The sequence below is a fragment of the Actinoplanes sandaracinus genome, from assembly GCF_030009775.1.
Taxonomy (GTDB): Bacteria; Actinomycetota; Actinomycetes; order Mycobacteriales; family Micromonosporaceae; genus Actinoplanes; species Actinoplanes sandaracinus.
Genome location: NZ_JASCTH010000016.1, coordinates 130,177 through 156,369 on the forward strand (window position 1 = coordinate 130,177; position 26,193 = coordinate 156,369).

General features: G+C 71.0%; 12 protein-coding genes and 1 pseudogene. 8 read left to right on the forward strand and 5 right to left on the reverse strand.

Going from position 1 to position 26,193, the window contains the following annotated elements; translation table 11 throughout:
* Position 1: 1 nt before the first annotated feature.
* Complete coding sequence (locus QLQ12_RS24345) at positions 2 to 13,699, reverse strand: non-ribosomal peptide synthetase/type I polyketide synthase (protein WP_282762739.1); 13,698 nt, start codon at positions 13,697 to 13,699, stop codon at positions 2 to 4.
* 62 nt (positions 13,700 to 13,761) lie between these two features.
* On the opposite strand from QLQ12_RS24345, the gene QLQ12_RS24350 reads away from it, so the two are divergent.
* Genes QLQ12_RS24350 through QLQ12_RS24375 form a run of 6 tightly spaced genes read left to right on the forward strand, consistent with a single transcriptional unit; the run spans position 13,762 to position 19,413 of the window.
* Entirely contained in the window at positions 13,762 to 15,726 is a 1,965-nt protein-coding gene (locus QLQ12_RS24350; RefSeq protein WP_282762740.1) for a PAS domain S-box protein, read from the forward strand.
* A gap of 46 nt (positions 15,727 to 15,772) precedes the next feature.
* Positions 15,773 to 16,705: an ABC transporter ATP-binding protein gene (locus tag QLQ12_RS24355; RefSeq protein ID WP_282762741.1), complete on the forward strand. Its 933-nt coding sequence runs from the start codon at positions 15,773 to 15,775 to the stop codon at positions 16,703 to 16,705.
* Positions 16,702 to 17,442, forward strand: a complete 741-nt coding sequence (locus tag QLQ12_RS24360; protein WP_282762742.1) for an ABC transporter permease — start codon at positions 16,702 to 16,704, stop codon at positions 17,440 to 17,442. Before QLQ12_RS24355 ends, QLQ12_RS24360 begins: the two co-directional genes overlap by 4 nt.
* 17 nt (positions 17,443 to 17,459) lie before the next feature.
* On the forward strand, positions 17,460 to 18,608 hold the full coding sequence (locus QLQ12_RS24365) for a sensor histidine kinase (protein ID WP_282762743.1): 1,149 nt from the start codon (positions 17,460 to 17,462) through the stop codon (positions 18,606 to 18,608).
* The gene (locus QLQ12_RS24370) at positions 18,605 to 18,823 is read left to right on the forward strand and encodes a hypothetical protein (protein ID WP_282762744.1); all 219 of its coding nucleotides are present in this window, start codon (positions 18,605 to 18,607) and stop codon (positions 18,821 to 18,823) included. Before QLQ12_RS24365 ends, QLQ12_RS24370 begins: the two co-directional genes overlap by 4 nt.
* Positions 18,820 to 19,413: a response regulator transcription factor gene (locus QLQ12_RS24375; RefSeq protein ID WP_282762745.1), complete on the forward strand. Its 594-nt coding sequence runs from the start codon at positions 18,820 to 18,822 to the stop codon at positions 19,411 to 19,413. The genes QLQ12_RS24370 and QLQ12_RS24375 overlap by 4 nt, the downstream gene beginning before the upstream one ends.
* 1,017 nt (positions 19,414 to 20,430) lie before the next feature.
* Here QLQ12_RS24375 and QLQ12_RS24380 read toward each other — a convergent pair.
* Positions 20,431 to 22,725, reverse strand: a complete 2,295-nt coding sequence (locus tag QLQ12_RS24380; RefSeq protein ID WP_282762746.1) for a molybdopterin oxidoreductase family protein — start codon at positions 22,723 to 22,725, stop codon at positions 20,431 to 20,433.
* A gap of 355 nt (positions 22,726 to 23,080) precedes the next feature.
* On the opposite strand from QLQ12_RS24380, the gene QLQ12_RS24385 reads away from it, so the two are divergent.
* A complete protein-coding gene (locus QLQ12_RS24385) occupies positions 23,081 to 23,560 on the forward strand; it encodes a hypothetical protein (protein WP_282762747.1) in 480 nt (159 codons plus the stop codon).
* Here the strand turns inward: QLQ12_RS24385 and QLQ12_RS24390 are convergent.
* Positions 23,542 to 24,195 carry a DUF3159 domain-containing protein gene (locus QLQ12_RS24390; protein ID WP_282762748.1) on the reverse strand — a complete coding sequence of 218 codons (654 nt, stop codon included), beginning with the start codon at positions 24,193 to 24,195 and terminating at the stop codon, positions 23,542 to 23,544. The genes QLQ12_RS24385 and QLQ12_RS24390 overlap by 19 nt on opposite strands.
* Positions 24,196 to 24,679: 484 nt before the next feature.
* On the reverse strand, positions 24,680 to 25,288 hold the full coding sequence (locus tag QLQ12_RS24395; protein WP_282762749.1) for an MBL fold metallo-hydrolase: 609 nt from the start codon (positions 25,286 to 25,288) through the stop codon (positions 24,680 to 24,682).
* A 67-nt stretch (positions 25,289 to 25,355) separates the two neighbouring features.
* Between QLQ12_RS24395 and QLQ12_RS47100 the strand changes: the two are divergent.
* Positions 25,356 to 25,553 (forward strand): annotated as a pseudogene (locus QLQ12_RS47100) (sigma factor); the annotation flags it as partial.
* Between the two features lie 306 nt (positions 25,554 to 25,859).
* Here the strand turns inward: QLQ12_RS47100 and QLQ12_RS24400 are convergent.
* A complete protein-coding gene (locus QLQ12_RS24400) occupies positions 25,860 to 26,153 on the reverse strand; it encodes a hypothetical protein (protein WP_282762750.1) in 294 nt (97 codons plus the stop codon).
* Positions 26,154 to 26,193 lie beyond the last annotated feature (40 nt).

Consider the following 26,193-nt stretch of genomic DNA (forward strand, 5'->3'; position numbering starts at 1 on the left):
CTCATTCTCCCCGGCCCCCGGCGTCGAGTCGCTGGTCCAGCAGGTGCAGCGGGGCCGCCCGCACGCCGGCGGCGTCGAGCGCATCCCAGTAAGCGGCGGCGTCACCGGGCGTCACCGGGCCACGCACCAGGGGCAGTCCTGGGACAGCGGCGTGCAGCAGCGACTCCAGCTGGCACGACGCGATCGACCCCGGCAGGTGGCGTTTCACCGACGGCAGCCCCGGGGCCGCCTCCCGGCCGGTCCGTCCGCAGTCCAGCAGGCCACCGCCGACGATCAGCACGTCCCCGCGATCACGCATCCGGGCCAGAGCGCGGCTGGTGTCGAAGCAGTGCGGGAACGAGTCGTCGACCAGGATCGTGCCGGGATGCAGGCGATCGACGTCGAGGGTGCGGGGGCCGCTGCTGGTCGCGGCGATGATGACGTCCGCCCGGTAGACGCCCTGAGGATCCGTCACGATCTCCACCGGAACCGCGATCCCCGACGCCGTCTCGGTGAGACGCGGGACGGCCGCCGGCACGTCACAGAGGATCAACGCGGCCGGGGGCTCGGCCGCCCGGGCGAGCAGCAGGCTGAGCGAAGACGTGCCGATCGACCCCATGCCGAGCACGGCGACGACGCATTCCCCCAGCTTGCGGTCTCGGGCGGCCAGCGCCGAAAGAACGGTGCGGACGACCGCCGCGGCGGTCACCGCATGCCCGGTGGTGAGGTGAGCGCCGGAGCGGAGGTACGGGGAAACGGCCGTCCCGTAGCCGGTGTTCGCCGGGATCATGCCGGCCAGCGAGACGGTCCGGGCGCCGTGCGAGGCGGCCAGGTCCACCGCTGCCGCCGCGTGTTCCGCCAGGTCGGCGTGGTTCAGTTCGTCGGCGAACCGGGGCAGGGCGATGAAACCCGACCGGCCCAGCGGGGTGTCGACGGTCTCCAGCAGGCGCGGCCGGCGGTCGGGGAACAGCATCGTGCGGATGGTCTCCCGGTCCAGGGCGGGCAGCACCCGCCGGATCTCCTGCGGGAGGGCTGCGGCCAGGGTGGCCAGTTGCCCCGGCGCCGGTAGGTAACCGACCAGGCCCGCATCCAGCCCCGCAGACTTCACCGCAGCCTTTGCCGTAGCCTCCGTCGCTGTCTTTGCCGTAGCCGCTGTCATCGCCGTCGCCTTCGGCGCTGTCATCGGCGCTGTCATCGGCGCTGTCATCGGCTCTGTCATCGGCTCTGTCATCGGCTCTGTCATCGGCTCTGTCCTTGGCGCTGTCTCAAGGTCGCGGGACAGCGCTCGCGCGATGTGGGTCAACCGTTCCCGCGGCAGGCGGGAACGCAGCGTCAGGCGAAGCCCGCCGTCGACGGGACGGACCGCCAGCAAGACGTCGGTGCCGGGTGGGACGGCGAGTTCGGCGTCCGCATCGTCCCAGGTCAACCGCAGAGTCTCGCCTTCCGGAGAACCGAGCGCCCCGAAATCCAGATAGGTGAAGAAGTACCGCCACCCGCGCGGCGCCGTGAACGTTCCGGCCCGGGCGGCGGTGACAGCGTCCGCCACCTCGGTCAGCCCGGCGCCGGGATCGGGGCGAACCGCGACCGCTGTCGCACACGGCCCGAAGATCCGGCCCAGATCGGGCAGGGCGTGATCACGACCGGTCACCGCGACGCCGATCACCGGGCGAGGACTGCCGGTCACCGTCGCGAGCGCACGACGGTACGCCGCGAGCACCGGCACGAACGGTGTGGCGCCCACCGCCGCGGCCCGTTCCCGCAGCACCGCCACATCGTGCGCGCCCACCGTGAAACCGGCCGTGGTGACCGGTCCCCCGGCCCTCATCGGCCCACCGTCGTGCGGCGCCACCTCGGCCGTCCGGTTCGCGAGCAGCGCCACGTAGTCCCGGAACGTCGCCCGCAACGGTTCCAGCCGGTGCCCGTCATAGGCCGCCAGCAGCTCACGCATCAGCAGCGCGACGCTGTAGCCGTCACCGGCCAGATGATGCGCGTGCGTCAGCAGCACATGCTCCGACGGCCCGTACCGGAGCAGCCGCAACCGCACCAGCGGCCATTCCGCCGGGTCGAAGCGGTGCTCCCGCTCCGACGCCAGCTCCTCGTCGAGCGCCCGCGGCGAAGGGTCGTAGCCGACGGTCAGCCGGGCGGACGGCAGTTCCCGCTGCACCGGCGGCCGCACGTCGGGCGGGAAGACCGTCCGCAGCATCGGATGCCGCGCCACGAGCACGTCCACCGCCCGCTGGAACCGCTCCAGGTCGAGGGGCCCGCGCAGCCGCGGCGCCGCCAGCCAGGTCGGCGGCGTCCCCATCGCGTCCGCCAGCAGGAATCCCCGCTGTGTGAGGGTGACCGGGAAGTCCCCGGCCGTCGCCGGGCCACCCATCTCCGCCGCCACCGGCACCTCGATGACCGGCACATCGACCGCTGCCGCATCGATCACGGCGGCCAGTTCGGCGAGGGTCCGGTGCCGGTACAGAACCGTGGGCCGGGGCAGCACCGGCCGGTGCCCGGCCAGGCTCGTGAACAGCTCCAGCACCCCGATCGAGTCACCGCCCAGCGCGAAGAAGTCGTCTTCCCGCCCGACCGTCGCTACACCGAGTTGCCGCGCCCACAGCCCGGCGAGCAGTTGCTCGGTCGCGGTCTCCGGCCGGCCCCGCTGGTCTCGGCCGTCCTGCTCACCCTGACCGGCCCGTTCGGTCCGCTCGCCATGGCCGGTCCACTCACCTCGCGGGACTTCGGCGGGTGGCACCACCCGGAGCGACGCCCTGTCGATCTTCCCGGTGGCGGTCAGCGGTAACTGCCCCACAACCTCGAACCGGCCCGGCACTAGATAGTCCGGCAGCAACCCCGCCAGGTAGGCCCGCAGCGAAGGCCCGTCCACGGACGACGACTGCACCCAGGCGACCAGCCGCCGTCCCTCGACCCGCACAGCGACCCGCTCCACCGCCGGATGCTGTCGCAACACCGCCTCGACCTCACCCGGCTCGACCCGGTACCCGTGTAGTTTCACCTGGTCGTCGGCCCGCCCGCGAAACCACAGCACCCCGTCGGCATCGCGTGCCGCCAAGTCTCCGCTGCGATACCAGCGCCGACCGTCCCGTTCCACGAACGCCGCCGCCGTCTGCTCCGGATCGTCGAGATACCCGTCCGCCAGCCCTGTCCCGCCGATGTACAGCTCCCCGATCTCCCCGTCCGCGCACACCCGCCCGCCGGCCGCGACCACCTCGACGACCGCACCGCCGACCGGCCGCCCGATCGGCAACCGGGTCACCTCGTCTCCGGGCCGCACGTCGATGAGATGCCAGGTCGCGTTGATGGTCGTCTCGGTAGGCCCGTACAGGTTGGTGATCCGCTGCCCCGGCCCGAGCAGGTCGAACCACCGCCGCACATGCGCCGGCGACAACTCCTCCCCACCGACGTGCACCCACCGCAGCCGCGACAGATCGGCCCCGCTCCTCTCGGCGGCCGTCAGCACCCGTTCCCACAGCGCCGGCACCGAGCTCCACACCGTCACCCGGTCCCGTTCCAGCCGCCGCACCAGCAGTTCCGGGTCGCGTACCGTGTCCCGATCCCAGGCCACCACGGTCGCGCCGACCAGCAGCGGTGCGAGCAGTTGCCGCACCGAGGCGTCGAAGCAGATCGACGCGGTCTGCGCCAGCCGATCGCCTTCCCGGTACCCGAAGGCGGAGATCGCCCAGTCCAGATAGCCGCACATCGCCCGGTGACTGACAGCGACGCCCTTCGGGCGACCGGTCGACCCCGACGTGAAGATGACGTACGCCGTATCGCCCGCCCCCGCACCCGGCGTCGTGCTCGCTGATGCGCGTGCTCCGTCGATCGCCGCCGCGCCCGCTTTCACAGGCGCGCCCTCGGTCGACGCACCTACCTCCACCAGCGTGAATCCACGTCGGCCGAGCCCTTCAGCCGCGAAGCTGGTGCCGGTGTCATGGACGACCACCTCAACACCGGCCCGGCTGAGCTGGCCCGCCAGACGGGCCGGTGGATGCGAGGCGTCCATCGGCACCCACGCCGCACCCGCCTTGAGGATTCCGACCACGCCGATCACGGTGTCCGCCCCGGCGCTGGTCAGCAGCCCGATCCGCCGGGTCCCACCGAACGCCAGCCTTCCGGCGAGCCGGTCGGACGCGACGTCCATCTCCCGATAGGTGAGCGCCGCGCCATCGGTCATCACCGCGACCCCAGCCGGGGTACGCCGACACTGCTCCCGGATCCGTTCCACCACTGAGGCCCCGGCAGGCGAACCCCCATCACCCCGCACCGCCGACAGATCCTCATGAGCCCCCGCCACCGGCAGGTCGACATCAGTCCGCACTACCGGCAGGTCGACATCAGTTCGCGCCGAACGTGCTTCGGACGCCGTCGCCGGCTCCCCCGCCAGCGAGATGATCTCCGCCAGGTGCTCCTCGGCGAACCGTTCGACGGTCGCTTCCCGGAACAGGCCCACCGGATAGTTCCACGAGAAGTGCAGGGCCCCGCGTGCCTCGAAGCACACCAGCCCCAGCCGGGTGGCCGCCGATGCCGTCCCCGCCGTCGTGGCCAGCACATTCGCCCCGGCCTTCCCCGCACCAGGGAACCGCGCGAAGCTGAAACCCGCCGGACTCGCCGTCCGCGGTCCCGACCCACCGGCGGCCGACATCCGCGCGAGATCCATGGTGGACACCGACCCGTGCTGCTCTGCCGCGAGCCAGACATCACGCAGCCGCCCCGCCAGCGCGACAGCCGGCTCCCCGGCCCGCACGTGGGCGAGGACCGGCAGCGTGTCGGCGAACGGCCCGACCATCCGCTCCACACCCGCCATCCGGGATTCCCGCCCGGCCCGAGCCACCGACACCGGCACGGCTTCCTGCCCACTCCACCGCGCCAGACATCGCACATAGCCGGCCAGCAACAGATGAAAAACCGACACCCCGGCGGCGCGGGCCGTCGCGGTCAACCTCTCACCGACCTCGGCTTCCACAACCCTCTGGTGTACGGCGAAAGGCGCCCGCGGCTCCTCCTCGGCATCCCCGTCGAACGGCAGCCGAAGCCGCGGATATCCCGCCAGGGCCCTCTGCCAGTAGTCGATATCGGCCATCGCGGGCCCACGCCGCCGAGCCTCATGATCGGCGAACGTCACCGTCGGAGCGGGCCCGAGCGCTTCCCCGCCGTAGAGCGCCCAGAGCTCGTCCCCGAGAACCGCGATGCTGTATCCGTCACCCGCCGCGTGATGCACCACCACGATCAAATGCGCCAGATTCGGCGCAGTCACCACGAGAACCGCGCGCACCGGCGCCTCACGAGTCAGATCGAACGGCCGATTCCGCAGCTCGGCATCCAGCTCCTCCACCGACCGCGGCCCGGCGGTCGCCGGCCTTCCGTCCGCGCCCACCGACCCGGTCCCCGCTACCGAGCTCTCGCCAACCGCCCCGCTCGACCCCGACGGCAGCGCGCACGCCGCTCCACTAGACCCCGACGGTGCTGCGCACGCTGCTCCGCTCCGCCCCATCGGAGGTTGGTTCATCGCCTGGGTTCGCGCCGCCGAGTCCTCGCTGACCGCCCCCGGCCACGACACCGCAGGCTTGTTCGCTACTCCAGTCCACGCCCCCGGGGCTTCGCCCGCCGTCACAGTCCACGTCGCCGAGGCCTCGCCAACCGGCCCGGTCCACACCGCCGGAGGTTCGTTCGTTGCCCTGATCCGCACCGCCGCTGGTGGGGCAGCCGGGTCCATCAGGTCGACGACCGTGAACCATTCCGGTCGCCGACCGCAGGGGGCCACGAAGTACTGCCCGTCCGTCCCGAACCGCACCCTCAGCATCGGATGCCGCCGCTCCAACTCGGCGAACGCGAGTCCCAGCCGTTCGGCGTCGACCGTCCCACCCAGTGTCTGCCGCACATAGGCATAGGCCGGAACCTCCGGATAGAGCCGCCCCGTCGTGACGAAGGCCCGCTGCACCGGGCTGAACGGGAACATCACCGCCCCGGAACCCGCCAGTTGCCCGGCGAGTTCCCCGATCGTCCGATGTTCGAAGAACAGTGTCGTCGACAACGTCCGCCCGAGCCGTTTCTCCAGCTCCTTGACCAGGTCCACGGCCGTGAGCGAGTCCAGTCCCAATGCCAGGAACGGCTCGTCCACCCCGATCGACTCCGCTTCTCTCTCCAGCGGACCGGCCAACAACTCCCGGACGACCGCCACCAACTCGGCACGCCCCCAGCCACCCCCCGCAGACTCGGCCGCGCTCGACGCACCCGCCGCAGACTCGGCCACGTCCCACCTGCTCGCCGCAGGCTCGACCGCTTCTGCTGCGGCTGGCCCTGGTTCAAGCCGCTCCGGGCCGGCCGCTCGCCCTCCGGCCATCTTCCGGGCAGCCGCCTGCGGGCTCTTTTCGGCCGATCGCGACGCAGAGACGCCCCGGCGCATCAGCGCCGGCCGAGATGCGAGTGCGCCCCGGCCGGCTACCGCCTGATCGGCGGCGGCCCATCCCGATTCGGGCGCGGTCACCAGCACCTGGGCGGCACCGAGCCCGGCCGCGGCCCAGAGCACTTCCGGAACCTGCTCGATCGGCAGCGAGCCGTCAACAGCCGAACCAACCCCATGCAGGCCACTCCGACTACCCGGACTGGCGGAAGCACCTGGACTGCCGGCTCCGCTCAACATCCGCGGACCACTCGGCATGCCGAACAAATCCGGACCATCCGACAGATCCGAAGCGCCCGACACGGTGAGGCCGTCCCACGAACCCGAACCATCCGACGGACCCGAACCATTCGACGGACCCAGACCGCTCGACACCCCTGACCCGCCGGACAGGCCGAGATCGCCGGACACATCGGAACCGCCGGACGAACCGGGACCGCCCGACAAGCCCGGAACGCCCGGGCCGCCGGGCACACCCGAACCGCCCGACAAGCCGAGACCATCCCACGAACCCGAAGCGCCAGACGAACCCGGACCGCCCGACGAACCCGGACCGCTCGTCTGAGCTGTACCGGCTTGATGGCGGCCGGCTGGCAGACCGCGGGCGGGGGTGTGGGCTGCGGCGAGGCCTCCGCCCGTGAGCGCCGGCAGGTTGACCGCTACGAAAGGCCGGCCGGCGGCCCGCTCAGCCGCCGCGAAGGCATCCAGGAAGACATTGCCCGCGACGTAGTCGCCGACCGCGCCGGCCAGTCCGGGCCTCACCGACGAGATCGAGGAGAGTGCCACGACAAGCGGATGCCGGTCACCGAGCGCACGGGTCAGCAGTACCGTCCCGGTCGCCTTGGCGGCCAGTCCGGCGGTCACCTCATCCGCTGTCTTGGCCCGCAAGCTGCCTGGCCGCACCACACCGGCGGCCTGAACCACCACATCGAAATCACGGCCGTTCACCAGTGTGGCGACATCCGCCGCGACGGTCACGTCCGTCACCCGGTACTCGGCAGTGGCCCCGAGTTCCCTCAGCTCATCAAGGAGAGCGACGGGTTCGGAGGACCGCCCGGCGAGGAGCAGCCGGGGCCGGCCGCGCCGAGCCAGGTACCGGGCGATCTCCGCACCGACCGCCCCAGCCCCACCGATGATCAGATAGCTGCCGTCCCTTGGCACGGCCAGCGCCTGAGCGTCCGCCACCGGCAGCGCCCGACGACGTGCCGCTTTCAGCGCCGCGCCGCCACCGCCACCGCCACCGCCACCGCCACCGCCACCGCCCGGAGCATGCTCGGCCCTGTCCTCCGCCGGCACGAACACCCGCGTCAACCGCCGTCCACCCCGCCAGGCGACGATCTCCGCGGGCCCGGCAGCCGCCGGCACCGCTGTTTCGGCGTCGACGGCTGCGCGCTGCGCCTCCTCCGTCTCGTCCGAGCAGAGATCGACGATCCGGACCCCAGCGCGCGGATTCTCATCGGCGAAGGCCATGGCCAGCCCCGCCCAGACGGCATGCCCGGGATCCGGCCGCTCCGCCCCGGTCGCATAGAGGTCACGTGTCACGACCAGCAGAAACCCGTCCGTGGGCGCCGCAGTGATCGCCCCGAACGCGGCCTCCACCCCTCCGGCATCGGCGACCAGGACCGTCACCGCCGATCCCACGGGCGAGGCACTCCCCGGCCGGACCGGCACGGAAGACCCCACTCCCTGCCCGGAAGCCGCTCCCCCAGGCGAGACGTCCACCGAACGGATCGGCACGGAAGACCCCACTCCCTGCCCGGAAGCCGCTCCCCCAGGCGAGACGTCCACCGAACGGATCGGCACGGAAGACCCCACGCGTGCCTCGGAATCTGCTCTCACAGGCGAGACGCCCACCAAGCCAGCCGGCACGCCAGAGCCCACTGCCGCCCCGCGACCCGCTCCCACGGGTGAGGCGTCCACCAGACGAACCGGTCCGGAAGACCCGTCTGCGGCGGGATGCGTCGTCCGCCGATCCGGCTCCCGGTGGGAAAAGGGCGCGTCGATCCAGACGGGCACCGACAGGACTGGGCCGGGCGGGTCGGTGATCCAGTAGCGGCGCCGCTGGAACGGGTAGGTCGGGAGGCCGACGCGGCGAGCCCCCGCGTCAAGGTGGGTGCGGTCGAGAGGAACACCGCGCAGCCACAGGGCACCGGCAGTCGTCAGCAGCGCCGTGGCGTTCAATCCCGCACTCAGGACAGTCGTTCCCCGCACATCTGGCTGGGGGGCGTTCGCTTCGCGTACATCTGCTTGGGGGGTCGCCGTTCTTCGCACGAAAGAAGAAAGGGTGACCGAACCGCCCACCTCGACCATGGTGTCGAAACCGGCGCCGCGCAGATGAGCGACCGCGGCCGCGAACCGGACCGGGCGCACCGCGTGTGCCGCCAGATAGGCGGCGTCGAAGGACGCCCCCCATTCCCCGGTCACCGTACTGAGCTGCGGAATCGCAGCCGGGCGGGACGGCGGCGCCAGCCGGCCGAGAGGTTCGGTGATCGGGTTCATCGCCGGAGAGTGGAACGCGTGCGAGACCGCGAGACGGCGTGTGACCACACCGTGGGTACTCAGCCGGTCAGCGACTCGCTCGATCGCTTCCCGAGAACCCGCGAGGACCACCCGGTTCACGGCGTTCTCAGCCGCGACGACCACCCCGAACGCTGAGAGGTGAGCTGTTCCCTGCTCCTGTTGCTCCGGCTGATCGGCGGCTGGGCCGAGCCGCAATCCGGCCCCGGCCGAATGCCCCGTCCCGACAGCCCACGCTGGGGTGGAGCCGTCCTTGGCTGGAGGATCTTCGGGGTCGGTCGAGGGCTGGGCGAGGACGGCGGCGATGTCGGAGGCGGAGGCCGCTACAGCGAGCATGGCGCCGGGTTCGGCGAGAGTGGCGGTGAGCCGGCCGCGTTCGGCGGCCAGCAGAACGGCCTCGACCGCGGTGAGACGGCCCGTGGAGACGGCCGCGGCCAGTTCGCCGATGCTGTGGCCGGCGACCGCGGCGGGCCGGATCCCGTAGGCGGCGAGTTGCGCGGCCTGAGCCACCCCGAAGGCGACCACCAGCGGTTGCGTCACCTCGGTGCGGGCCAGTTCCGCGGCGGGGACGCCCGGGTCGGTGCACCAGTCGACCAGGGTGCGGCCGGCGATGGGGCCGGCCGCCGCGGACACCTCATCGAGGGTCGCGCGGAACACGGGTGCGGTGGCATAGAGATCAGCGCCCTGGCCAGGCCGCTGCGTGCCCTGCCCGCCGAAGAGGAAAGCCGCCCGGGCGTGCCGGCCGAGCGGTGGACCGGGCTCCACCCCGGCCAACCGCGCCGGAAGATCATTCTCTGCCACCAGAGCGACCCGGTACGGGCCGTCGTCTCGCGCGGTGGACGCGGTGGCGCACACGTCCATCATCCGTAGCCCGGGATGCTCCCGCAGGTGGGCAGCCAGCTCGATGGCCGCCGCTCGTAGCGCGGCCCCCGACCGCGCCGAAAGCGTCAGAAGATGCGGCCCAGCCGCCACCGCCTCACCAGACCGATCCAGAGGTGACGGCAGCACCGCGACGGGCTGCGCCGAAAGCGCGGGACGATGCGGCCCGTCCGCGACCTTTCCGCTGGGCGCGGCGGCGAGGACGACGTGGGCGTTCGTGCCGCCGAACCCGAACCCGTTGACACCAGCGACGAGAGAACCAGTCCAAGGACGACGCCCGGTGACCATCTCGAAGCCGGCAGCGGCCAGGTCGAAACGGGGCGACGGCCGGTCGTAGTGCAGCGACGGTGGCAGTTCCCGGTGACGCAGAGCCAGGATCACCTTCACCAGAGCGGGCAATCCCGCCACATTGAGCAGGTGACCGATGTTCGTCTTGACCGAGCCGAGCAGCCGGGGGCGTCCGTCGAGGCGGGGCGGGAACGCGAACGCCAGGGACCGCGCTTCGATCGGATCACCGACCGCGGTGCCTGTGCCGTGTGCCTCGATGTAGGTGACGTCGGCCGGATCGACGCCGCTGGTCCGATAGGCGTCCACGATCACCTCCTGTTGGAGCAGCGGATTCGGCGCCATCAGGCTCAGCGAGCGGCCGTCGTTGTTGACAGCGGTGCCGCGGACCACGGCCAGCACATGATCGGAGCCGGCGTCCGCGAGCCGGGTCAGGACCAGGGCGGCCCCGCCCTCACCCGGTACGAACCCGTCCGCGCCTGCCGCGAAAGCCCGGCAGCGGCCGGTCGGTGACAGCGCCTGGGCGGCACCGAGCAGCGACTCACCGGTGGCGGTCAGGTTGAGGCTGACTCCGCCGACGACGGCGATGTCACAGTCCCCGGCGGCCAGGCTGAGGCGAGCCAGATGCAGCGCCACCAGCGCCGACGAGCAGGCGGTGTCGACCACGACGGCAGGACCGCGAAGATCCAGCAGATGCGCCACGCGGGCGGCGATCAGGTTACGGAGAGAGCCTGTCAGCGCGTACGGCCCAGCGGGTCCGGCTCCGGCTCCGGCTCCGGCTCCGGCTCCGGCTCCGGCTCCGGCTCCGGCCAGTATCTCCGGAAACCCGCTTTCACCGACGGCGGCGAAGACCCCGATCCGCCGGTCCTTGCGGCGTGGGCCGGCATATCCGGCCCGCTCCAGCGCCTCGTGGGCGAGCTCGAGGAAGATCCGGGCATGCGGGTCGATGAGCCGTGCCTCTTCGTCGCTGATACCGAAGTACCCAGCATCGAACAGCGCCGGATCCGCCAGAAAGGCGCCGTGCCCGCCACCGGCCCACCTGGTCACCGCCGTGACGCTGTCGCGCCCGGCCACCAGGTTGTCCCAGAATTCCTCCGGCGTGTCCGCCCCCGGAAACCGGCACGCCATCCCGATGACCGCCAACTCTCCGCGGCCGCCACCATGCCCCGGCCCCCAGCCTTCCGGGTTCGCATCCGGCGCCGCTCCCATTCGCGCCGATGGTTGCGGCGTCTCCTCGCGCCTCTCCTCGGCAGAGGACGCGGCTCCCCGCTCCCTCTGCCTCTCGTGACCCTGGGTCTGGGTTGCCACCGCAGATCCATCGGACACCGCGCCATGCCCGCGCGTCGCCGTCGCCTCGTCAGTCCCCGGCACGGTGTGCGGCATGGACCTGACAACTGGAACCGGTTCGGGTGATCCGGCAGCAGGCGACGGGCGAAGCAGCGTCCCTGTGGCCTCGCCGGCCAGCAGCCGATCGGCGAGGGCGGGCACGGTCGCGCAATCCCGCAGCATGGCCGGATCAAGGAGGTGGCCGAACGCGTCCTCCAGTCCTGCCAACACCTCCATCGCCGCCAGTGAGGATCCGCCGATCGACAGGAAGCGGTCTTCGGGCCCGATCGTGTCCGCCGACACACGCAGCACACGGGCCCAGATGGCCTGCACGACTCGCTCGACGTCGGCTCGGCTCCGCGGCGCAGCCACGCCCATGCCCATGCCTGGATCGCTGGGGGTGGGGTCGGAACGGCCGGGCTGTGGACTTCGCCGGTCCGGCTCGCCTTCACCGAGGTCTCCGGCTCGCCGCTCCGAACTCGGCGCCCTCGTGGGTATCGGCGATCGACCGGGAATCGCCGGCGGGGAGCCCGGGACATCCGGGTGCGCCGGCGGGGAGCCCGGGACATCCGGGTGCGCCGGCGGGGAGCCCGGGACGTCCGGGTGCGCCGGCGACGGCTGCGGCGCCCGCCCGGAAGGCGCGCCGGCGGTCATCAGGCGGTCGCGGAGCGGCTGGCGGCGTAGCTTTCCGCTGGTGGTCCGGCTGAAGGCGCCCGTGGGGACCACCTCGACCCGGACCTCGCCGTAGGCAAGGGCCTCTGACACCCTCGCTCGAACCCGGGCGGGCAGGGCGACCGGATCGGGGCGGACCGCGGGAGCGGAGAGGAAGACCACGACCTGTTCCCGGCCCTGAACCGGATCGGTGACGCCGACGACGGCGACCGGACCGGAACCGAGGCTCGGTGTCGCGGACGCGATCTCCTCCAGGTCGGCGGCATGGAAGTTCCGGCCGTGAACGAACAGGACGTCCTTGTGCCGGCCGGTCACGCAGAGGCGGCCGGCACGCAGGAAGCCCAGGTCTCCGGTTCGGAGCCAGTCACCGTCGAAAGCGGCTGCCGTAGCCGCGGGATCCCGGTGATAGCCCCGGGTGACGTTCGGGCCGCGGACCTGGATGTGGCCGACCAGGCTGTCCTCCAGCACCAGGCCCGCGTCGTCGACGATGCGCAGCTCACAGCCGGGCACCGGGAAGCCGACATCCATCAGCGACACTGCGGCCGCGCGCCCGGAGTCCGGCGACGCTCCCGAAGCGGGCACGTCCGAGATGGGAACGCCAGCGGCCGGAACGGTAGGGGTGACGGTGGCGGGGTCGGTGGCTGTCGGGGCCGGGAGGGCGACGCCGCGGGACAGAGCCGCCCGGCTGAGGTGGACGGGAGAGGCGGTCTCGTCCAGTGGAGGGCAGGCGACCGCCACGGTAGCTTCGGCCAGGCCGTACACCGGTTGCATGGCGCTGGGGGTGAGCCTGGCCCGGCGGAGCCGGGAGGCGAAGGTGTCCCAGACGGACGGGGAGATGGGCTCGGCGCCGACCATCAGCAGGCGGACGCTGCTGAGGTCCAGCTCGTCCAGGGTTTCCTCGGAGACCCGGCGGTTGACGAGCGCCAAGGCGAAGTTGGCCGCCGACAGAACGGTGGCACGGTGTTCGGCGGCGGTGCGCAGCCAGATCTCGGGACGTTTCGCGAAGGCCAGCGGGCTGATGCGGACCTGGCGGCACCCGGCGTGCAGCGGCACCAGGTGAGTGCCGATCAGACCCATGTCGTGGAAGTACGGCATCCAGGTGACCACGACGTCGGCGCTGGTCACCCTGCCGGTGCGGGCTGCCTGCTCAAGGTTCGCGACGACGTTGGCGTGGGTGAGTTCGACGCCTTTCGGCGCACCGGTGCTACCGGAGGAGAACTGGAGGAAGGCGAGGTCGTCCGGGCGTACCGGATGAGGGGTGGGCAACGGGAGGGCGGACCGCAGGTCGCGGGGGGAGAGCAAGGTGGCGCCGGGCGTCGCGGTGTCGCCCGCCGAGGGCGGGTCGCCGAGGTGGCGGCTGACGGCGGCGAGTCGGTGCGGTTCCGGAGGCAGGGGCACCGGTACGACCCCGGCGACGATCGCGCCCCAGAAGAGGCCCAGGAAGTCGGCGCTGTCGTCGGCCACCACCAGCAGCGGATCCCCGGGTTTCAGCCCGGCCTCGCGTAGGCCGCCGCCGATGCGCAGCGCGTCGGCGAACAATTCGGCGTAGCCGGTGAAGCCGCCACGGACGTGGACCACACCCTGACCTGGTACGACGGTGGCAGCCCGGACCAGCGCATCGGTCAACGTCATGATCAAGACCCTATCGGCGGATGCAACCTCAGTTTCCGCATCGGCCGTCCGATCGGGGGGACGTGCCGGATCGGATGTTTCTGCTGGCCAACCTCGTCATCATGGTGGCCTATGCGGCGATCATGGTGTTGATCGTGGTGCCCGTGTATCGGGCGGGGCAGTTGCGATCCAACAAGCTTGCCACCGCCACGGCGGTGGTCTTCTTCAGTTGCTCGGTAGGGCACGGACTTCACGCGGTGATGGCCTTTCAGGCTCTCGCCGCACCGGAGGCCCCTCATGTTCATCCGGGGAATCTGAGCTGGTCTTGGAGCTCGGCGATCTGGGACGCGTGCACCGCGGGGGCGGGTGTCTATTACTGGACCCTGCGGCGTGGTTACGGCGTGTTGCTGCAGAAGGGCGCCATCTACGTCGATCCGTGGGGGCAGCGGCGTCTGGACGAGGCGGACGCCCGGGAGCAGGCCGCGCGGGACCTGGCCGAGGGGCACAAGGCCACCCTGGCGACGATCGTGGAGGACAGCGCCGACGCGATCATCGGGCTGACCCCGGACGGGCGGATCAACGCCTGGAACGGGGGCGCGGAGCGCATCTTCGGTTACTCCGCGGCGGAGGTGCTGTCCCTGCCGGCGGAAATGCTCGCCGACGAGGACGGCGCCGGGCAGCAGGAAGCCATGCTGGCACGGATCCGGTCGGGGGAGGGCAGTTTCTCCTATGAGGGGCGGCGGCTCCGCAAGGACGGCAGCCCGGTGGACGTGGCTTTCACCGTCACGCCGGTCAGCGATCCCGCCGGCACGGTGATCGGGGTCTCGGTGATCGGCCGGGACGTGTCCGCGGCCAAGGAGGCGGCCGAGCGGCAAAGGGCCGTGCAGGAGCGCACCGACCAGGCGAAACGCATGGAGAGCCTGGGCAATCTGGCGGGCGGGGTGGCGCATGACTTCAACAACATCCTGGCGATCATCGCGAACTACACCGATTTCGTGATGGACGAGACCACCGACAGGCCACACGTGCAGGCCGACCTGGCGCACGTGCGGACGGCCGTGGAGCGGGCCACCAGCCTGACGCGGCAGCTGCTCACCTTCACCCGGGGCGACGCCATCCAGTTGCGCGACGTCGACCTCAACGCGGCCGTCGGCGAGGTGCACGCCGTCCTGGACCGCACCATCGGCGAGCACATCACTCTCATCGCGGTGCCGTCGCCCGAGCCGCTGATCGTGCGAGCCGACCCGGGTCAGATCCATCAGATCCTGCTGAACCTGGCGATCAACGCGCGGGACGCGATGCCGGACGGCGGCACCCTGGTGCTGGAGGCGAACGCGGCCACACTGGATGGCGACGAACTGAACATGCAGCCGCCGTTGCCGGCCGGAACTTACGCCCGGCTGCTGGTCAGCGACACCGGCGAGGGCATGGCGCCGGACGTGGCGGCGCGGATCTTCGAGCCGTTCTTCACGACCAAACCACGAGGCCGGGGCACGGGTCTGGGGCTGGCCACCGTTTACGGCATCGTGACTGAGGCATCGGGCAGCATCAACGTTTACTCCGAGCCGGGTGTCGGCACCACTTTCCGCGTCTATCTGCCGATCTCCGCCGCGACGGGAAGCTCGCCGGCGACGGAACGCATCGGTGAGCCGCCACGTGGGGACGGCCGGACCGTGCTGGTGGTGGAGGACGAGGTGGCGCTGGCCCGGATCCTCACCCGGATCCTGAGCAACGCGGGCTATCACGTGCGCACCGCGAACAACGGGGCCGAGGGACTGCGGATCTTCCAGGAGCACGGCTGCGACCTGCTCCTCACCGACGTGATCATGCCGGAGATGACCGGTCCGCGGCTGGCCGAGCTCGCCCGGCGGGAGCGACCGGACCTGCCGGTGCTCTACATGTCGGGTTACAGCAACGGGCTGCTCGGCACCACTCATGTGCTGGATCACGGGATCGCCTTCATAGAGAAACCGTTCACCAGCGGGGACCTGCTTCACAAGGTCGCTTTGACACTACCTTCGATGACATCTGTCATGGATGAACGTTGACTCTCGTGACTACCGGCGGGAGTGGGTGCTCGCGAACCATTGAGGCATGAGCACAGAGACCATCGAGGTGGGCGGGCTACGCCAGCGGTACGGCGCCTTCGAGGCCGTCCGGGGGATCGACTTCAGCGTTCCGAGCGGCCAGTTGTTCGCGCTGCTGGGGACGAACGGGGCCGGCAAGACGACCACCATGGAGGTCCTGGAGGGATTCCGGCCGGCCGCGGCGGGGACGGTCCGGCTGCTCGGTGCCGACCCGTTCCGGGACAGGAGGGCGCTGCGGCCCCGGGTCGGGATCATGCTCCAGGAGAGCGGCCTGATCGGCGACCTGACCGTGTCCGAGACCATCGGCCTGTGGCGTGACCTGCACGCCCGCCCGCTCTCCGTGGGTGAGGCACTGGCGAGGGCCGACCTCGCTGACAAGGCCGGGACGGCGGTCCGGCAGCTGTCGGGCGGTCAGAAACGCCGCCTCGACCTGGCTCTGGCCGTGGTCGGCCGGCCGGAGGTGCTCTTCCTCGACGAGCCGACCACCGGCATGGACCCGGAGGCCCGCATCGCCACCTGGAAACTGATCCAGGACCTGGTCGCCGACGGCACCACCGTGCTGCTCACCACGCATTATCTGGAGGAGGCGGAGCGGCTCGCCGACCGGATCGCGATCATGCACCGGGGCGAGATCCGGATCGCGGGGACCGTGCCCGAGGTGGTCGCCGGCCATGGCGACCGGATCGCCTTCCGCGTCCCGGCGCACGTCCCGATCGACACCCTTCCCCGCCTCGACGGCTTCCCGCCGGAGATCACCGTCGCCGACGGCTTCCCCACCGCCCGCTACACGGTGACCGGCGGCGATCCCGACGGCCGCGCCCACCGATCCGTCGCCGACCTACTGGCCTGGGCCGCCACGCAGAGCGTCACCCTCGACCGCCTGTCGGTGCGTCCCGCCTCCCTCGAAGACGTTTTCCTGAGCATCGTGGAGGACAAGTGAAGACCGACCTCGCACACGTCTACCGGCTGGCGCGTCTCGACCTGGGGCTGATCTTCCGCAACCGGTCCGCGCTCGCCAACGCCGTCCTGATGCCGCTCGGCGTGGCCGCGTTCCTGATCTTCACGGCACGGGAGCAGGGCGGCGCCGACAACCTGTCCTATGTCATCACCGGCCAGATCGCCGCGCTGGTGTTGTTCGCGCCGCTGGTCAACCTGGCCGGCTTCTTCACCAGCCGCCGTGAGGAACTGGTCCTCAAACGACTGCTCGGCGGCCCCGCCTCGGCGCCCGCGATCCTGGGTGGCAGCGCGGCCGGCGCGACCGTGGTCTACCTGGTCCAGGCCCTCGCGGTGGGGGCGGCGGCGGCGGCGCTCGACGTCGGCCTGCCGAGCAACCCGCTGCTGGTGCTCATCGCGGTCCTGGGCGGGGCGGTCGTGTTCGCCTTGCTATCGATGGTCATCTCCGGGCTCAGCTCCTCCGGTGAGCTGGCGCAACTCGCGACCGTGCCGGTGATGCTCATCAGCATGATCCTGTCGCCGGTGATCGTGCCGACCGAGGCCTTCCCGGACCGGCTGCGGCAGGTCGCCGAGTTCCTGCCGCTGACACCGGTCGCCGACCTGGTCCGCGCCGGATACGGCGACGCCTTCCAGTGGTCGTCTCTCGCCGTTCTGGCCGCATGGGTGGCGGTCGCGACAGTCCTGGCCCGGAGGTTCTTCCGCTGGGATCCCCGTCGCGGCTGAAAGCTAGGGTGATCGTCATGACCGGCGCGGTACACCGAGCTCGCAGGGTAACCATGTGGAGCCTCGGCATCAGCCTGCTCCTCGCGTGGTTCGGCGCCATCGCCGGCACCGGCCTGTACATCGCCGAGGACCGGCTGGAGCCGCCCCGCCTGGCGATCGCCGTGGCCGCCCTGGTGGTGTTCACCTGGTTCGGGATGCGGCTGGCCCGGTCGGTGTCGGTGCACTGGCCGGCGGCGGCACGACGGAGCCGGGTCGAGGCCGCCGTCTCCGGCGCCGCCGTCCTGACGGCTCTGCTGGTGCAGGACGCCAACCCGGCAGGCTGGGGCATGGTCGCGATCGCCTGGGTCAGCCTGGCGGCGGTCCGCACCGGCCGGCGGGTGACCTTCCTGCTGGCCGCCGGCACCACGACCTTCTGCGTCGTCGTCACCGAGATCAACCCAGGGCTCCAGCCGCTGCCCCGCGAGGCGAACATCATCGTCTACGGCGTCCTGTGCTTCGCCCTGCCGTACGCGAACAGGCTCTGGATCTGGATCCTCGATCTGGCCGAGCAGGCGCACGCCAGCAAGGACGCCGAAGCCCGGCTCGCCGTCACCGAGGAACGGCTGCGGTTCGCCCGCGACCTGCACGACCTCGTCGGCCACAGCCTTTCGGTGATCGCGGTGAAGAGCGAGCTCGCCGGCAAGCTCACCACCATCGACACCGGCCGGGCGGCCGAGCAGATGGCCGAGGTTCGCGGTCTCGCCCAAGACAGCCTGCGTCAGATCCGCGAGGCCGTCCGCGGTTACCGGGTCCTCGACCTGACCTCCGAGGTGGCCAGTGTGCAGGCCATCCTCGAGGCCGACGGGGTGCGCTGCAAGATCGATGTGCCGCCGGGCATCGTCGACCCGGAGGCTGCCGGGCCGTTCGCCTGGGTGGTCCGGGAGAGCGCCACCAACATCCTGCGGCACAGTTCGGCCACCTGGTGCACGATGTCGCTGCGCGCCGCCGACGGGTCGGCGGTCCTCGAGGTGGTCAACGACGGTGCTGTCGAGCCGGTCCAGGGCGGCACCGGACTCGCCGGCCTCGCCGAACGCCTGGCCGTCGTCGGCGGTTCCCTCACCGCCCAGCCGACCGGCGACGGCCGCTTCCTGGTCCGGGCCACCGCGCCGACGGGGCTACCGGCATGATCCGCTTCATGACCCGCTCCACAGACCCCCACGGCGACGGCGTCGGGCCCGGCGACATGACCCACCCCACAAACCGCCACCGCAACCACGTGACGGCCTCCACCACAGACCGCCACCCCAACCACATCACGGCCGGCGACATGACCTTCGTTGTGGCCTGCCCGATGAGCGGCGTCGCGGGCCGGGCCTCCGAGACTTCCGGAATGACCGCATGATCAGCGTCCTACTCGCCGACGACCAGCACCTCATCCGCGAGGCCTTGGCGATGATGCTGGAATTCGAAGAGGACCTCACGGTGGTCGCTCAGTGCGGCCGCGGCGACGAGGTGTTGCCAGCGGTCGCCGCCCACAACCCCGATGTGATCGTCCTCGACATCGAGATGCCCGGACTCGACGGTCTCTCCATCGCCGAACAGCTCCCCGGCCGGGCCATGCTGATCCTCAGTACCTTCGCCCGTCCCGGTCACCTGCGGCGCGCCATCGCGGCGGGCGTCCGCGGATTCATCCCGAAGGACTCGTCCAGCGCCGAACTCGCCTCCGCCATCCGCAGCATCCACGCCGGCGGCCGCTACCTCGACCCGGAGCTGGCCGCCTCCGCGATGATGGCCGGCGAAAGCCCACTCACCGAGCGTGAGCGCGACACCCTCTCCCTCGCCGCCTCCGGCGCCTCGGTCGCCGAGATCGCCGCCCAGCTCCATCTCAGCGAGGGCACGGTCCGTAACTACCTGTCCAACGCCATCACGAAACTCGGCACCCCCAACCGGCTCACCGCAATCCACCATGCCCAGCGCATGGGATGGCTCTGATCGATACGCCGTAAGCCGAACCCACAACCCACACCTCCCCTACCTGCCGACCCGATGCCGCACCGCACCGCATCAACCGCAGAGTGGGTGCAGAACGGATCACAGCGCACGGGCTACGCGATCTCGCCGCCGATCCACAGGGCCCACAGGCGAACAGCGCACCAGAGATCTAAAGCCCGACACGGCAAGCCATCGGCCCACATCGAACAGACGCCAGCCCAGGCGGGTATGCACAGCAGGTGGCGGAGCTGGTGCCCCGGCAATAACGAAGCCCAGTTCACCCACGTTTCGGGCCGCCGTAGGACGATGATCACCGGATAGTGCCCCCTCACTGCCGAGACATCGAGAGCGCGCCGATCTTGGTGCGCCGGCCACCGATTCGGGTGGCCAACGCACCAAGATCCGCTAGTCGTGAAGGCGGCGGAACTGTGAGCGGACCGGATCGGGCCCACCCCTGGGATTCATACGGTTCAGGCTTTCGGCAACCGCGACCACGCGTCCCGGAGCTACCACGCGGCCGTCTCTGAGGAGTGTCCGTCCACAGCGCACGGTGGCCAGGCCGACCCTTGCATGGCTATCCCAAGCAGGTCGAGCGGCACCCACGACCTCCCTGGCTTCTGTCTGGCGTGACCGGCGGAGACCAGCGCAGACCAGCGCGGACCAGCGGAGACCAGCGGAGACCAGCGCGGACCGGCGGAGACCCGGCCGATAGAACCGGCCAACACTCATCCCGTCCGTGCGCTATCCGAGATCGCGGCCGCCCTCGCCAGTCGTTGATCTGCTGGCCGTGCGAATCCGCGGTCAAAACGGACCTGAAACAGCGCTGCCGCACGGCGGAACAGATCAACTCACTGGAAAAGGAACAGATCAACTCACCCGAAACCAACGGGCGCGAGGTTGCTGTCGTGCTCACACCGTTTTCGAGTCACTCCCGCCGGGGGACCCCCACACACGGCGCAGAGGCGGTGACCGCCTCGCTGAGGAGCGTCGGCATGCTGGGGACGATGTCGGCGCCGGTCAGGCGGGCTTGATCTCGACCGGGATGCCGTTGAGGACGCTGTTGCCGGAGAGCGGGTCGATGACCAGTTCGTCGGTGAGGACATTGGAGTTGACGCCCGGGTTGGTGGCGGCCACCGACAGGCGGGTGCCGGGCACATCGTGACCCCAGCCGTGCGGGAGGCTGACCACGCCGGGCATGACGCGGTCGGTGACCTCCACGCGTACGACGAGACTTCCGGCCCGGGATGTGACCTGCGCGGAGTCACCGTCGGTGAGGGCCGTGCGGTCCGCGTCGACCGGGTTGACCTGGAGGGTGCAGCGGTCGCGGCCCTTGATCAGGGCCGGGACGTTGTGCATCCAGCTGTTGTTGGACCGGAGGTGGCGCCGTCCGACCAGGACCAGGTCGTCGCGGCGGCGGTCCAGCGATGCCAGCAGGCGGGCCGTTTCGCCGGCCAGCGGGGGTGCGCAGAGTTCGATCTTGCCGGACGGGGTGCGCAAGGCCGACGGGATGCGCGGCTGGAGCGGGCCGAGGTCGATGCCGTGCGGGCTGTCGATGAGTTTCCGCAGGGTGAGGCCGCCAGGGTTAGCGCCGAAGCGGTCACCGTAAGCGCCGGTCCGCAGCGCCACGTCGAGGAGACGCTCGGCCGGATGATCACCGGTGACTTGGGCACGAAGATCGTCGAGCCGGCGGCGGGTGGGGGCCACCGCCTCGGGGTCGGAGGCGGCGGGCGACGAGCCAGTATCGGCGGCCGAAAGACCAGGCGCTACAGCAGGCGAACGACCAGAAGCGGCGGGCGAGGGGCCAGCCGCCACAACGCGCTGCAGGGCCTGCTCCAGCAGATGGTCGTGCAGAAGACCGGGATCCGCATCGGGCTGGCCGGAAAGGATCAGGGCGAGACGGGCCAAGATGTCGCACTCGTCGGGAGTCGAGGGATCCGGCGGCAGAACCGGTGGCGAGTATGCCGCGAAGTTCCGCACCGCCAGCGCCAGGAACGAGAAGTCGTAGTGCCCTTTGCGTGTCGCGTCGGTGGGCGGCAGGACGACGTCGGCGTGCCGGGTGGTCTCGTTGAGGTACGGGTCGACGCTCACCATGAAGTCGAGCCCGGCCAGTGCCCGGTCCAGGCGGCCGCTGTTAGGAGTGGAGAGCACCGGGTTCCCGGCGATGGTGATCAGGGCCCGGACCTGCTCGTCGCCGGCGGTCTCGATCTCGTCGGCGAGGGTGGCGACCGGCAGTTCGCCTTTGACCTCCCCGAATCCGCGGACCCGGCTGTGCCAGCGGCCGGTGCGGAACCCCTTGCCTCGTTTGGCCTCGTCGGTGAGGTGGGGCGCGAGCGGGAACATCACCCCGCCGGGCCGGTCGAGGTTTCCGGTGAGGATGTTGACGACGTCGACGAGCCAACTGGTCACTGTGCCGAACTCGACGGTGCAGGTGCCGATCCGGCCGTAGACGGCGGCGGTGGGGGCGGCGGCCAGTTCGCGGGCGAGGCCGCGGATCCGTTCGGCGGGGATGCCACACGTCTCGGCGACACGCTCGGGCGCGAAGTCGGCTGCCAGCTCACGGACCTCGGCGACACCGGTCACGTGGGCGGACAACGAACCGAGGTCGGTCAGATCCTCAGCGAACAGGGTGTGGACGATGCCGTAGAGCAGGAGCGCGTCGGTGCCGGGCCGGATGAACAGGTGCTCGTCGGCGTGCGAGGCGGTCACGGTACGGCGCGGATCGACGACGACGAAACGGCCACCGCGCTTCTGGATGGCTTTGAGCCGGCCGGGGAAGTCGGCGGCGGTGGCGAGGCTGCCGTTCGACTCCCACGGGTTGGCGCCGAGCATCAGCAGGAAGTCGGTGCGGTCGAGGTCGGGCACCGGGATGGTGAGCGGATTGCCGAACAGGTAACCGCAGGAGACGTGTTTCGGCATCTGGTCGACGGTGCTGGCCGAGTACACGTTCCGGCTGCCCAGTGCCTTGACCAGCGGAGTGATGTAGAGGCCGCCGGACATCGTGTGCGTGTTCGGGTTGCCGAGGTAGAGGGCGAGCGCGTGCGGCCCGTACGCCTCGAGAATCGGCCGCAGACCGGCCCGGACCGCCGCGAAGGCCTCGTCCCAGGTGGCCTCGCGCCCGTTGACCAGGGGCTGCCGCAACCGGTCGGGATCGTCGGTGAGCTGGGCGAACGTCGCGCCTTTCGGGCAGACGAAGCCGTGGCTGAAGACGTGCTCGCGGTCGCCGCGGGCGGCCGTCACCCGGTCGCCGTCGATGGTCAACTCGAGGCCGCAGGCGGCCTCACAGAACGGGCACGTCCGGTACGCGGTCCGCATGGCAGCCTCCCGACACTGGGTTACTGGCGAGTATCCTGCCACGATTCCACCAAGATCGGCCAGGTGGAAAGAACTGCCCGGCGCACCGATCCGGCGACCGCCGACGACGTGCTCTGGCGAGACCCTGCTGATCTGCTGGCGGCGGCTGGACGAGATGCCGGGCGATGGCCTGGCGTCCACGCTGCGGGAACTGCGCCGGCGAGGACGCCGATATCCTACGGCTGTGGGCGTGGGAGGACCTGGCCCCCGCCGCGATCGCCGCCGTCCTCGGCATCACCGCGAACGCCGCGCCGACCCGGCGGCGTCGCTGCAGCCGGCCTCGCCCGAACAGGTCGCGAACCTCGTGGAGGAAGCCATGTCCCGTACCGTCCGCCGGTGGGCGCCGCCCGTCGCCGCCGCCCTGGTCCTGATCGCCGCGGGCGCCGCCTGGGCGGTGACCCGGCCGTCTTCCGAGGCCGGCGCCCCGGTGGCGGCGGCGCCCAGCGTGAGCACCGTCGTCGTGGATCTCACCGCGACCGGCATGCAGGCGAAATGCCGGGAGCCGGAGGCCCAGCGCCTCGCCGGGTCCGCCGACTTCGCCTTCGAGGGCACGGTGAGCGGCATCGAGAACGGCCGGGTGACGCTAGCCGTGACGCGCGTCTTCAAGGGCGAAGCGGCGACGACGGTCCGGGTGTCGCAGGCCGACGGCGGTTCGGAGCGGATGCTCGGCAGCGGAGAGTTCGAGGCCGCGAGGAACTATCTGATCGCCGCGGCCGACGGCAGCGTGCTGATCTGCGGTTACAGCGGTGAGGCCGACGCGATCGGGTTGCGCGAACTCTACGAGGCGGCTTTCTGAACCGGTTCCGCGACGACCGGGTGACGCAGGCCCGGGTGGTCCGGCGGCAGGTTGCGGCGGATCACCCACCAGCTCACCGCGAGGCATGCCGCGACCAGCGGCCCCGACAGCGCCAGCCGTGCCACGCCCAGCGCCTCGGCCTGCCCCGCCTGATAGAGCGGCAGGAACACGGCGACCCGGATGACGTACTGCATCACCCACACCCAACTGCCGCGCGAATACGCCTTCAGCAGCGCGGGATCGCGACGCCACCTGGTCCGCTGCCCGAGCACGCCGCCGACGACGAGACCGAGGAACGGCCAGCGGATCACGATGCTGATGATCCAGGCGAGGATGCTCGCACCGTTGCTGAAGATCTGGAGCAGGAAGAAGTTCTCCGCCTTGCCGGTCCAGAGCGCGATCAACGCGGCCACGCACACCACGAACAGGCCGATCAGCACGGCGCGCGGCTTGTCGCCTTTACGGACCCGCCACACCGACAGGCCGGCCGCGCAGATCACCGCGACGATCGCGCCCGCCCAGATCGACTGCCCGAACGCCACCAGCCCGACCACGAACCCGACCGCGGGCAGCGACGCGTCGACCGCGGCACGCCGCCCGTTCAGCAACTCCGCCAGCGATTCCGGCTGCGCCATCTCCACCCGCCCCTTGAGAGGTTAGGGCAGCCTAACCCGCACGTCGGCCGCCGTCGACGTCAGGCGTTTACTTCCATTCATTTTGTACGGCTACCCGAGAACAGTCCGTTGCTGACACGCGAGGTATCCCCGGCGCGAGACCGCGGCGCGCCCGCCGGGCTGCTGCCCACTCACGGCTGCCCGCGCCCCCACCCCCGCAACCGAGCCGTAGCCCACACGCCCTGCACAGCCCCGCAGACACGGCCGAGCTACGGCCCACACCCCAGCCGTCGCTCAGGCACGCCACGGAACCTCGCTGACGCGGCTGGGCGACGGCTCGGGCCTCCGGGTGCCCGGGGAGGGCTTCGGGACTCGGGGTGGGGTGCGCGGTGACGTGGGGATCAGCCCGAAAGACGCGCTGGGGCCGCGCGCCGAGGTGACGTCGCGTGGGAGCCACGGGGCGGGGATGGTTCGGCGGGACGCCGTGGCCGTACCCGATGAGGGGTTAGACCATCCTGAACCGCTCGGCCTCGATCGTGGTGTCGTCGCCGTGGCCGGTGTGCACCACCGTCGCGTCCGGCAGCGTGAACAGCTTCTCCTTGATCGACTCGACGATGAGGCCGGCGTCCGAGTAGGACCGGCCGGTGGCGCCCGGCCCACCGTGGAAAAGGGTGTCCCCGGTGAAGACGCAGCCCAGGTCGGGGACGTGCAGGCAGACGGCGCCCGGAGCGTGGCCCGGCGTGTGCCGCACCTCCAGCACCGACCCGGCCACCTCGATGCGGGCGCCGTCGGTCAGATCGATGTTCCACCACACGTCCGAGCCGTGGGTCAGCTCCCAGAGCGGCCACTCGGCCGGATGCAGCAGGATCGGGGCGCCGGTGCGGTCCCGCAGTTCCGGGGCCACCCGGACATGATCGTCGTGCGCGTGGGTGCAGACGATCGCCACGAGGCGGCGTTCGCCGACCACCTCGAGGATCGCGTCCGCGTCGTGCGGGGCGTCGATCACCACACATTCCTCGTCGTCACCGACGACCCAGATGTTGTTGTCGACGTTGAAGGTCTGGCCGTCCAGGCTGAAGGTGCCCGCGACGACACCGTGATCCACTCGCAGCATCCTCGGATTGTGCGGGATATTTCTCCGCACCGCTAAACACTTCACCTACCTGGAGCGTTACCGGGACATGACATTCGAGGAGTTCGTGGGAGCGCGGCTGGGTCCCCTGCTGCGGTACGCGACCGCGCTCACCTGCGATCCCCACGAGGCCGACGACATCGTCGGGGAGGTGATGGTCCGGGTCTCCGCACAGTGGCGGCGCATCTCACGGACCGAACATCCGGAGGCGTACGTGAAACGGATGGTCCTCAACGAGTTCCTGTCCCTGCGGCGCCGATGGGGACGGGTCGTCCCGATGAACCACGAGCAGTTGGACAGCCGGGCCGGCGTCAGTGACCCGCACACCGACCGGCAGGAACGCGACGAGTTGGTACGCCGGGTCGCCGCGCTGCCGGCCCGCCAGCGGGCGGTGATCGTGCTGCGCTACCGCTGGTGCTCGGGCCGCACCGGACCTCGGCTGGCTGCCGGGATAGCGGTCGGCCTCGTCGACGGTGACACTGAGCCGGGGCGCACCCGGCCGGTTCGGCCCCGGCCGTCACCTGCTCCCCCGCGAACCCACCCGGGCCGCCGGTCAAGCGACGCCCTGGGCGACGAGAGCGCCGTCGACGTAGGCGTACACCGGTTGTGCCCGGAATCCGGCGAAGAGCAGCTTGCGGTGATGTTCGATCGTCACATAGTGCTGCTCGTGCACACCCACCACGAAGTTGTGCCGCTTGACCAGTTCGACGGAGGCGAAACGAATGGTCTTCACCACGTCGTGACCGTCCACGGTGATGGAGAGGCCACCCCAGAACTTGTTGAAGGAGAAGCGAACCGTGTGGCGCTCGGCGACGCCGACATCGAAGGTCAGGAGCACGAACGTCACTGTAATCCCGCTATCCTCGGCGTCGAGATGATCCTTTTTC

What these genes read in the sequence shown, in the direction of transcription:
- QLQ12_RS24345 (WP_282762739.1), bottom strand. Translation starts at nt 13,699, where the DNA reads ATGACGTTGACCGATGCGCTGGTCCGGGCTGCCACCGTCGTACCAGGT.
- QLQ12_RS24355 (WP_282762741.1), top strand. Translation starts at nt 15,773, where the DNA reads ATGAGCACAGAGACCATCGAGGTGGGCGGGCTACGCCAGCGGTACGGC.
- QLQ12_RS24365 (WP_282762743.1), top strand. Translation starts at nt 17,460, where the DNA reads ATGACCGGCGCGGTACACCGAGCTCGCAGGGTAACCATGTGGAGCCTC.
- QLQ12_RS24370 (WP_282762744.1), top strand. Translation starts at nt 18,605, where the DNA reads ATGATCCGCTTCATGACCCGCTCCACAGACCCCCACGGCGACGGCGTC.
- QLQ12_RS24375 (WP_282762745.1), top strand. Translation starts at nt 18,820, where the DNA reads ATGATCAGCGTCCTACTCGCCGACGACCAGCACCTCATCCGCGAGGCC.
- QLQ12_RS24380 (WP_282762746.1), bottom strand. Translation starts at nt 22,725, where the DNA reads ATGCGGACCGCGTACCGGACGTGCCCGTTCTGTGAGGCCGCCTGCGGC.
- QLQ12_RS24385 (WP_282762747.1), top strand. Translation starts at nt 23,081, where the DNA reads ATGTCCCGTACCGTCCGCCGGTGGGCGCCGCCCGTCGCCGCCGCCCTG.
- QLQ12_RS24390 (WP_282762748.1), bottom strand. Translation starts at nt 24,195, where the DNA reads ATGGCGCAGCCGGAATCGCTGGCGGAGTTGCTGAACGGGCGGCGTGCC.
- QLQ12_RS24395 (WP_282762749.1), bottom strand. Translation starts at nt 25,288, where the DNA reads ATGCTGCGAGTGGATCACGGTGTCGTCGCGGGCACCTTCAGCCTGGAC.